A 531-nucleotide genomic window follows, 5' to 3' on the forward strand; every position below is an offset into this window, starting at 1 on the left:
CTTTGGCGTTGTTTAAGCTACTTTCGAGTTGTTGTTTGGCTTCGCTTGCATCGAGATGGTTTGCTTTGGCTTGTTCTTGTTTGTAGGTGGAAATGAGTATGCCTTCGCCCGCTCGTACTGCCCCCCATTGGTCAGTTCTGAGTTCGAAGCCTTCACCTCGTCCTTCACTTTCTGCTGTTGCTTTGGGATGACTGAGATTCCCTAGGTTGAGTTGGCTCGCCCCGTGGGTGTTTTGCAGTTGGGTGGAGATTTGTCCTGTGGTGTCATCAAAGCGGAGTTGTCCATAGCCTTCGCCTTGGACTTCTTTACTTTTAATCCCTGCGAGTTTTTTGGTGTCCGGCAGTTGGCCTTGACTGTCAAATCGGGTTGGGCTGCGTTGGGCTTCATGTAGGCGGCCCACCACAAAGGGACGGTCGATGTTGCCGTCAAAGAAGTCGATAACCACGATTTCATTGATTCGAGGAAGGAAGCGTGCGCCATAGCCTTCGCCTGCCCATGGGGTCAGTACATCGACCCAAGCTGAATCGGTGT

1 protein-coding gene is annotated in these 531 nt (G+C 51.8%); it reads right to left on the minus strand.

Annotated elements, in window-relative coordinates:
* The coding region (locus AC1M9F_RS14465; RefSeq protein WP_481598113.1) for a type VI secretion system Vgr family protein at positions 1 to 531 on the minus strand (531 nt) is incomplete at both ends.

The organism is Acinetobacter sp. ANC_7504 (assembly GCF_056779995.1).